This is a genomic window from Agriterribacter sp. (assembly GCF_035445465.1).
GTDB lineage: Bacteria > Bacteroidota > Bacteroidia > Chitinophagales > Chitinophagaceae > Agriterribacter.
Map to the genome: position 1 here is coordinate 1 of NZ_DAOMQT010000091.1, position 8,711 is coordinate 8,711.

At 44.8% G+C, this 8,711-nt stretch carries 5 protein-coding genes and 1 riboswitch; all 5 genes read left to right on the plus strand.

Annotation, left to right across the window (positions count from 1 at the left end):
- Positions 1 to 411: 411 nt before the first annotated feature.
- Positions 412 to 605: riboswitch (cobalamin riboswitch) on the plus strand.
- A gap of 177 nt (positions 606 to 782) precedes the next feature.
- The 5 genes from metE to PLE34_RS20960 all read left to right on the plus strand — a co-directional run bounded on the left by metE (position 783) and on the right by PLE34_RS20960 (position 8,541).
- Positions 783 to 3,110 (plus strand): 5-methyltetrahydropteroyltriglutamate--homocysteine S-methyltransferase, encoded by a 2,328-nt coding sequence (metE, locus tag PLE34_RS20940; RefSeq protein ID WP_324560266.1) that lies wholly within the window; start codon positions 783 to 785, stop codon positions 3,108 to 3,110.
- 146 nt (positions 3,111 to 3,256) lie between these two features.
- Positions 3,257 to 3,622 (plus strand): cysteine-rich CWC family protein, encoded by a 366-nt coding sequence (locus PLE34_RS20945; protein WP_324560269.1) that lies wholly within the window; start codon positions 3,257 to 3,259, stop codon positions 3,620 to 3,622.
- Positions 3,623 to 4,003: 381 nt separating this feature from the next.
- Complete coding sequence (locus tag PLE34_RS20950) at positions 4,004 to 6,034, plus strand: TonB-dependent receptor plug domain-containing protein (RefSeq protein ID WP_324560271.1); 2,031 nt, start codon at positions 4,004 to 4,006, stop codon at positions 6,032 to 6,034.
- A gap of 27 nt (positions 6,035 to 6,061) precedes the next feature.
- Entirely contained in the window at positions 6,062 to 7,465 is a 1,404-nt protein-coding gene (locus PLE34_RS20955) for an HmuY family protein (RefSeq protein ID WP_324560274.1), read from the plus strand.
- 134 nt (positions 7,466 to 7,599) lie between these two features.
- The gene (locus tag PLE34_RS20960; protein WP_324560277.1) at positions 7,600 to 8,541 is read left to right on the plus strand and encodes a DUF6607 family protein; all 942 of its coding nucleotides are present in this window, start codon (positions 7,600 to 7,602) and stop codon (positions 8,539 to 8,541) included.
- Positions 8,542 to 8,711 lie beyond the last annotated feature (170 nt).

Below are 8,711 nucleotides of genomic sequence, written 5' to 3' on the forward strand. Positions count from 1 at the left end.
TCGGAAATCCTCGAAAAATTGGATGTGCTGACCTAATTTGGACAACTCGGGAGATGTTTGGTTGCTGAAACGGTAAGCCCGGAAGAAGGTTTTGATGTATAAGGCAATCGGTTTTGAACCAATCGGTTGCTCCATATTGTATGTTACAGACAAAAATATTGCCTTCATTTCGTTTTTTTCGGGCTGTGCATAGTAGTACAATAGCTAAATTAGGGAACAGGCACGAAAACGGGCAGTATTCCCTGCCGGCCGGCAGGCGGGGTTTTCGTGTGCCCACCCGACTGAACATTGTTCGGGCGGGCCTTTTTTTGTTTCTTTTTTTAGCAAGCCCTATTTGGCTCTCGCGGATAACGGATATGGTAATATCAGTTGGTATCGTATATTTGCGTTTCATAAGTTCTTTACTCAATTTCTTCATCAAACGAAAAAGGTTCCCGCCATTGGTGGGATTAATAGGGAATTGTGTGCAAATCACAAGCTGTCCCGCAACTGTAAGTAACGCAAAAAGTTTTTACCCACGGGTATCCACTGTGGCGCTAAGTCGCAACGGGAAGGATGGTAAAAATGTTACAAGTCAGGAGACCTGCCTTTATCGTATTGACAAATGCTTTCGTGGTATAAAGCAGGCGGTCAGTTGGTGCACATTTTAATGTATGCAGGCAGTTTGCTGTCTGTATAAATAATAATGCTGTGCATACTGCTTCTCTCTCTTTATTTTACAAAGCACCGGAAGTTTGGCAAGAGCTTTTAACTGATCTTTTATCAATTAAAAAGCAACAAACATGCAAACGCACAACTTAGGCTACCCGAGGATAGGCAGCCGGCGTGAACTTAAAAAAGCTTCCGAACAATACTGGGCCGGGAAGCTGCCCGTACAGCAACTGCTGCAAACAGGCAAAGCCATTCGCCTGCAAAACTGGCAACTGCAAAAAAACGCAGGCATAGACCTGATTCCCTGTAATGATTTTTCTTTTTACGACCAGGTGCTGGATACCAGCCTGATGGTGGGCGCTATCCCGGAAAGGTATCATACGCTGATGGAAGAGAAGCAATTGCCGGATATTGACCTGCTTTTTGCCATGGCAAGGGGCTACCAGCAGGATGGCTTTGACATTACCGCTATGGAAATGACAAAATGGTTTGATACCAATTACCATTACATCGTTCCGGAGTTTACAGCCAACCAAAAATTCAGCCTGTACTGCAATAAAACGCTCAACGAATTCAGGGAAGCAAAACAGGCGGCATTTAATGCAAAGCCCGTATTGTTAGGCCCGGTATCGTATTTATTGTTAGGTAAAGAAAAAGAAGAAGGCTTTCACAGGCTTGAGCTGATCGGCCGTTTATTGCCTGTTTACCTTGAAGTGCTAAAGCAATTGGATGAAAGCAATGCGCACTATGTGCAGTTGGATGAGCCCTGCCTTTCCCTGAACCTTTCTGAAAAAGAGCAGGAAGTATTTATAAAAACCTACAGGGAAATAAAACAAAAGCTTCCCAACCTGCACATTATCCTGGCAAGCTACTTTGAATGTTACGGGCAAAACCTGCAAACTGCGTTAAGTCTTCCGGTACAAACCATACACCTCGACCTGGTACGCTGCCCCTTGCAGTTAAATGATATCCTGTCAACGGATTTTGTAAAGGCAAAAACCCGCCTTTCCTTAGGTGTTGTTGACGGGAGGAATATCTGGAAAAATGACTTTCAGCAGTCGCTTGCACTCATCAGCAAAGCAGTTGGAAAAATTGGAACAGAAAGGATATGGATAGCGCCATCCTGCTCCCTGTTGCATTCGCCCTGCGACCTTGACATGGAAACAGACGAACAGACATTAACTCCCCAAATAAAGCAATGGCTTGCTTTTGCCAGGCAAAAAACAGATGAGGTGGTAGCATTGAAGCAACTGGCAAGCGGGGAAGATACAGTGGCAGCTAATATTAAATTGCAGGAAAATATTCGTGCCAATGCAAGCCGCAGCACATCATCCCTCATTCACAACCCGGAAGTAAAGCAAAGGGTTAACGCTATCACTGCAAAAGATGACCGGCGTGAAAATGTTTTTGCCGTACGAAAAATAAAACAACAGGAAGCGCTGCAACTGCCGTTGTTCCCTACCACTACCATCGGCTCATTTCCGCAAACTACCGAAGTAAGAAGCTGGAGGGCAGCGCTTAAAAAAGGAACGCTTACGCAGGAACAGTATAACGAACGCATCGCAAAAGAAACAGCGGAAGCTATCCGGTGGCAGGAAGAAACCGGTATAGATGTTTTGGTGCATGGTGAATTTGAACGCAATGATATGGTGGAATATTTTGGTGAGCAATTAGATGGTTTTGTATTCACCAAAAACGGATGGGTGCAAAGCTATGGCAGCCGCTGTGTTAAGCCACCCATCATATATGGCGATGTGAGCCGCCCGGCGCCCATGACATTGAAATGGACGGCTTATGCGCAATCTTTAACTGATCGGTGGGTAAAGGGAATGCTTACGGGTCCGGTTACCATTCTGCAATGGAGCTTTGTACGTAACGACCAGCCCCGGAGCAAAACCTGCACACAAATTGCATTGGCTATACGCGATGAAGTTACCGACCTGGAAAAAGCGGGAATAAAAATCATACAGATTGATGAGCCTGCCATCCGGGAAGGGTTGCCGCTACGAAAAGAAAACTGGCAACAGTATTTGCAATGGGCTGTTCGCGCGTTCCGTATTGCGGCGGGCGGGGTGAAAGATGAAACGCAAATTCATACCCACATGTGCTATTCCGAGTTTAACGACATCATTCAAAATATTGCAGAGATGGATGCCGATGTAATTACCATCGAATGTTCGCGTTCGCAAATGGAGCTGCTGAATGCGTTTTCGGATTTTAAGTATCCCAATGATATCGGCCCGGGCGTGTATGATATCCATTCGCCCAGGGTGCCTTCAAAAGATGAAATGATTGCGCTGATGGAAAAGGCAATAGCCGTTATTCCCGCTGAGCAGCTTTGGGTAAACCCCGATTGCGGCTTAAAAACAAGGCATTGGGAAGAAACTAAAAAAGCGCTGAAAGCGATGGTGGAAGCTGCAAACGCCTTACGGTTGTCTGTAGGCGAAAATGTTTTATAGTTTTAAGAGGCGGTCTCAGAAGAGCCGGTATAGAAGATATGCCACTAAGACACAGGGGCACAAAGTCCTGATCTTCGCGTTTTATTTTCTTTGTGTTTTGTGGCAAAATATTGCTTTTGAGACGGCCTCTTTTTTTATCTGGAGTAATGGAAAAGCACGAAGAAAAATATTGCCCTAAGTGCAACAGCCGGTTTACCTGTAAGGCAGGTGACATTGCAAACTGTCAATGTAACACTGTAGCGCTGAGCGAAGCAGCACAGGATTTTTTGTTACGCACAAGCTTCGATTGCTTATGCAAAAGCTGTCTTGAAAAGATCAACCACGATATTAAAATGGCAAGGGGCTATCAATTCCCGGCGCAGAAGGAAATGCTGATTGAAGGATTGCATTATTATAAGGAGCATAATAACTGGGTATTCACAGAGCTGTATCACCTGTTAAGGGGTTATTGCTGCCAAAGCGGGTGCAGGCATTGCGTATACGGGTATAAAAAAGCTGTCAGCGGCAACTGATTTGAAATTTGAGATCCGGGATTTGAGATTGGATTTCGCTTCGGATTTGGGAGTTTGTAGTTTATAGTTTTTTGTTTACCGTTGTGTTCTTCGGATTTCGGATTTGAATATTCGGATTTGACTTTTGTCTGTCATGCTGGGGAACGAAGCATCTTTATACTATTTGATCTTTGTCATTTGGTTCTTGTGCTTTACTGGCTCCCCTTTGTCATACAAATGTCAGTTTCCCCCTTTCGTAAATAGTTTTCCCTTCTGCGTAAAGCCAAATGGTAATTCTGCCACACATTTGCAAAAATACCGGGCAACCTGGTTTGCCGGTAGTGCTACTTCTTTTAAATATACCATCTTTTAAACCGGGATTTGCAGGAGCGATCACACATTATGAGGAAGATATACTTTGTTACCGGAATTGTATTATTGGTTAATACGGTGCTTGCGCAGCAAGACACTACGGCTGCAAAAGAACTGGCGGAAGTAGTGGTAACCGGGCAATACAAGCCGCAATCTGTAAAAAATTCCGTTTACCAGGTAAGGGTCATTTCAAAAGAACAGATACAGAAGCAGGCTGCCTCCAAACTGCAGGATGTGCTCAGCAACCAGTTGAACATCCGTTTTTCGCAGGATGCCGCCACAGGCGGTTCAGACATCAGCATGCTGGGCTTGTCGGGTCAAAATGTAAAAATTTTAATTGACGGGGTGCCAATGATTGGCCGGCAGGGAACTTCCAATGAGATCAATATTAACCAGGTGGAAGTAAATTCCATTGAACGGATCGAAATTATTGAGGGACCGATGTCGGTGATCTATGGAGCCGATGCGCTGGCAGGTGTTATTAATATCATCACACAAAAACCCAGAAAAGAAAAATTTGCTGTAAATGCGCGGCTTCATGAAGAAACTGTTGGCAAAGAATATGGTTTACAGCAGGGCATACATAACCAGTATGTGGGCGGTTCGGCTACTTATAAAAACTGGTATATCAATGGTGGCATTGGCCGGAATTTATTTGGTGGCTGGAAAGATTCGGCTGTTGGCAGGGAATTGCTGTGGCATAAAAAAGATCAGATCGTTGGTAACGGTATGGTGGGCTATCGTACCTCAAAGCTCAATGTGTATTACAGGTTCGACGGGTTGGATGAGATCATTACCAACCCGGCTAATATAACCGGCAGCCAGCCTGCGCTTGACCAGGAATATATTACAGACCGGCTGATGCAGCAATTGCAGGCAGCCTATACTTTTAATCCCAAATTGTCGGCAAACGCAATAGCGTCTTATACCCATTTCACCAGGCAGGTGTATTCCACATTATATTACCCCGATGGTGATGTAAGAGTAGCTACCGCGCCCGGCGCGCATAGCTTGTCGGCTTTCAATGGCTTCACTTTTCGCGGAACAGTGCTGTACAGGATGTCGCCTGTTGTATCGTTTCAACCTGGTGTGGATATTAATATAGAAAATGGTGATGGCGAAAGAATAAAAACAGGCGTTCAGCAAATAAACGACTACGCGTTTTTTATTACATCGGAGATCACACCTGTAAAAAGGCTCAATATTCGCCCGGGGTTACGTTTTGTCAGCAACTCCGTGTATGATGCACCGCCTGCTATCCCATCGCTGAATATAAAGTTCGGGTTAACAGAAAGGCTTGATCTCAGGGCAGCTTATGCAAGGGGGTTCCGTTCTCCGTCTATCCGCGAGCTGTACTTCGATTTTCATGATGGCAGTCACGATATCATAGGTAATACAGAACTGCAGGCGGAGTATTCCAATAGTTTTACAGGGTCGTTAACCTTTGCTGCCGTTAAAAAAGAAGCCCTCAGATTAAACACCTCGCTGAGCGGTTTTTATAATGATGTGAGTAATATGATCGGCTATGTGCAAAGCGCTTCCGATAACCGGATTACCACGTACAGTAATATTGATAAATATAAAACGCGTGGTGCAACGCTGAATGGCAGCCTGGTTCACCGTAATTTCAATGCTTCACTCGGCTTTTCCTATACGGGCAGGTATAACCGGTACAAGCCGAACGATCCTTCCCTCGCTTCCTTTAAATGGTCGCTGGAAACAAATGCTGTTGCAGGCTATGCTTTTCCAAAGATCGGGATGAATGTAAACCTCTTTTACAAATTCACAGGCAGGCTGCCTTATTACCAGTTGGCCACCGTAGACGGGAAGGAAGAAGTACGGCTCATGCAAACCGGCGGCTATCACTGGGCCGATCTCACCATCAACAAAAAATTATTTAAGCTGTTAACCTTAAACGCGGGTGTGCGTAATCTTTTTGATGTAACCCGGGTGAGCAGTACTACCGCTAATACGGGAACCCATGCGTCAAGCGCCGTTTCTTCTATTGCCTATGGCCGTTCCTGGTTTATGGGCCTTGCTTTTAACTGGAACAAAAACTAATTGTATAATCATAAAAATCCCGATAACATGTTGAGCACAAAACTAAAGATAGGATTAGCGTTTTCCCTTGGCTTATTTTTATTGGCGGCAGGATGCCGTAAAAAAGATGCGCCATTGCCCGATAACCTGGTACAGTTTGAATCGGGTAACCAGGGCCTGGCAGCAGCTATCCCGGATATAACCGTGAAATTAAAATTAACCCGGGCGGCCAGCAGCGATATTCCTGTTACCATCAGTATTACCCCAACAGGCGTTGCTTATACAACCGATTTCACCACCGCGCCTGCCGCTTCTTCCGGCACACTGTCTTTAACCATTCCCAGCGGAAGCAGCGAAACGAGCTTTACACTAACCAAAACACCCGGTATCCTGCTTGAAGGTACCGAGCAGATCGTTTTTAAGATCGAATCTTCCGGTTCACCGGTGATCATTGGCTCTACCAATATATTTACCCTGCAGTTTGCCGAGATCATATCTTCGGGAGCGGCCATTACAGGCGATGGTGGCGGCGCCACTTATGCCAACAAGGTGTTTTTTGACCTCAGCGCTAATAGTCAAACAGCCGTTCTGCGCACCAAATGGGACCTTGGCTTTTACAGCGGTGATGACTGGAGGGTGATCCTCAATTCATCTACCGGCATGATGGCAAAGCAAATTGATAAGAACGACCTCAACGATGTAACGGCTGCAGATACTATTGATTTTTCAACACAGGTTATATTCAACCAGTTTGAACCCGATGTTGCCGCGCTTCCTTATATTGATTATCCCGATGGCGATCTTGCTAAAACAGCTATAGCAGAAATTTCGGCCACGGCATCGGATAATAAGGTATATATCGTAAACAGGGGAAAAGGAATTGGTACTCCCGCGCCCGACAGGGGATGGAAAAAGATCAGGATCAGTCGTAACGGAAGCGGTGGCTATACCCTGCAGCACGCGGATATCGGTGCTACCTCGTTTACCTCGGTTGATATTCCTAAAAACGCTGATTATTTCTTTAACTATGTTTCCTTTGAGACCGGCGCTGCGGAAGTGGAACCCCAAAAGACAAAATGGGATATTGCATGGACCTATTTTTCCAATGTAACCGATTTCGGCGGCGGTGAAGTACCGTACACCTTTCAGGATATAGTACTTCATAACAGGAATGTAACAGTAGCTAAGGTGCTCACCAGCGCTAAAGCTTATGATGTCTTTGCGGAAGCGGATATAGCATCGCAAACTTTCGTCACTACGCAGTCTGGTATTGGCGCCGACTGGCGTTCAGGAGGCGGCCCCGGTACGGCTCCCTTTGTTCGCGATGATAGATATTATATTATTAAAGACGGGGATAATAATTATTATAAGCTCAGGTTTACAGCTATGACCAAAGATGGGGAAAGAGGCTATCCTGCTTTTGAATATGCTCTGGTAAAAAGCGGCGAATAATACAGAACATAAAAATGTTATACGAAAACCATTCCTGTTTAAAGGAGTGGTTTTCCTTTTTGCGTAAATCACTTTCCGGATTTTGCAAACCTTCTTGCTGGTAATATTGTTGCTTTGTCATTAAATTGTAAAATATGAATAAAAAAATAACCGGAACAGTCATTGGTTTAGTATTAGTCGTAATGGTTCAGGCGCAATCTGCCGAAACAAAAAAATATGTGGAAAGTCTTTGCGGATGTTTTAACGTGGAGTTTAAATACGCCGAAACTTTTGCACCCGATGAGGAGTATAAGTTTCACGAACGCGAAGGGATCAATGGCGGAACAGAGCTTACCTTCCCGGTTGAAGTAAGCGACAATAAAATTGTTATGCAGCACCTGCTGATCGTTTCGGAAGGAATGATCGTTAAGCACTGGCGGGAAGACTGGACCTATGAAAACCCGGAAATATGGAAATTCACAGGCAATAATGTGTGGAAGAAAGAACGTCTTCCGGAAGACCAGGTAAAAGGTAAATGGACGCAGTCGGTATGGGAGGTAAGCGATGCGCCCCGCTATCAGGGTGCGGCCGAATGGGTAACGCTTGATGGCAAAACCTTTTGGCAGAACACAACAGATGCGCCGCTGCCCCGCAGAGAATATTCTACCCGCAACGATTACAATATCCTTAAAAGAACAAACCGGCTTGTGCTCAATGATAAAGGCTATGTGCATGAGCAGGATAATGAAAAGATCATTCGTAAAGATGGTGTTGATCAGCTATTGGTAGAAGAAAAAGGAAAGAACACCTATGTGCGTGTAGATGATAAGAACTGCGATGCCGGAAGAGCTTACTGGAAAAAGACGCAGCCTTACTGGACTAAAGTGCGTCAGGCATGGGAACAATATTTAGCTGCTCATAACACTGTTGCCTTAAAAAACTCGGTTGATGATAAAGTGCTGCATGAGCATTTGTTTGCGCTGGCAAAGGATTATAGCTCGGGCAAGCTGAAAGACAAAAATGTTGAAGCATCGGTTAAATCCATACTGGAAAAATTCTGGATTGAAAACGGGGCAACCGTTGCCGCAAGTAAATAAGATAAGCTTACCGCTAGTCCTTCTAATTTGGGGTTGCTCAAAAGCGGAAAAATCAATACAGTCCCATGATCTAATAGAAATTTCTGCAACCAGTTGCACAACTTTTAATCAAAATGTAATTAAATGCTTACAGTTCCTATTTTGTAAATTGTTGATTTTTGCCACGAAGT

Excerpts from the sequence above, each read along its gene's own strand:
- PLE34_RS20960 (WP_324560277.1), top strand. The coding sequence starts at position 7,600 with ATGAATAAAAAAATAACCGGAACAGTCATTGGTTTAGTATTAGTCGTA.
- PLE34_RS20950 (WP_324560271.1), top strand. The coding sequence starts at position 4,004 with ATGAGGAAGATATACTTTGTTACCGGAATTGTATTATTGGTTAATACG.
- metE (WP_324560266.1), top strand. The coding sequence starts at position 783 with ATGCAAACGCACAACTTAGGCTACCCGAGGATAGGCAGCCGGCGTGAA.
- PLE34_RS20955 (WP_324560274.1), top strand. The coding sequence starts at position 6,062 with ATGTTGAGCACAAAACTAAAGATAGGATTAGCGTTTTCCCTTGGCTTA.
- PLE34_RS20945 (WP_324560269.1), top strand. The coding sequence starts at position 3,257 with ATGGAAAAGCACGAAGAAAAATATTGCCCTAAGTGCAACAGCCGGTTT.